We start from the raw sequence: 266 nt of genomic DNA on the forward strand, positions 1-266 counted from the left end.
TGTACCTTTCTTAGCATCTTGAGACTGACCAAAGTTCACGTCGTCTTGATCTGTGATTTCACCAACAGGTTCAAAACTTTCAGAGTAAACTGCGTAAATTGAACCATTTGAAGCCGGAGAGTAAATTACACCAAACTTAGGAAGAATGTTGTTGTAGCTCTCTTCTTGATTAGAACTGCTCGTCGTTTTGTCGTATGCGAAACGAACGCCACCAAGAACTTGCCACTGTTCGTTAAGTGTTACTAAGTCTTGAACATATAGACCGT

Annotated in this window: 1 protein-coding gene; it reads right to left on the reverse strand. The window is 40.6% G+C overall.

Translation table 11 applies throughout. From position 1 onward, the window contains the following. On the reverse strand, positions 1-266 hold a 266-nt coding region (locus A3712_RS21515; RefSeq protein ID WP_157618843.1), incomplete at both ends, for a TonB-dependent receptor domain-containing protein.

Source organism: Vibrio sp. HI00D65 (assembly GCF_001635455.1).
Classification (GTDB): domain Bacteria; phylum Pseudomonadota; class Gammaproteobacteria; order Enterobacterales; family Vibrionaceae; genus Vibrio.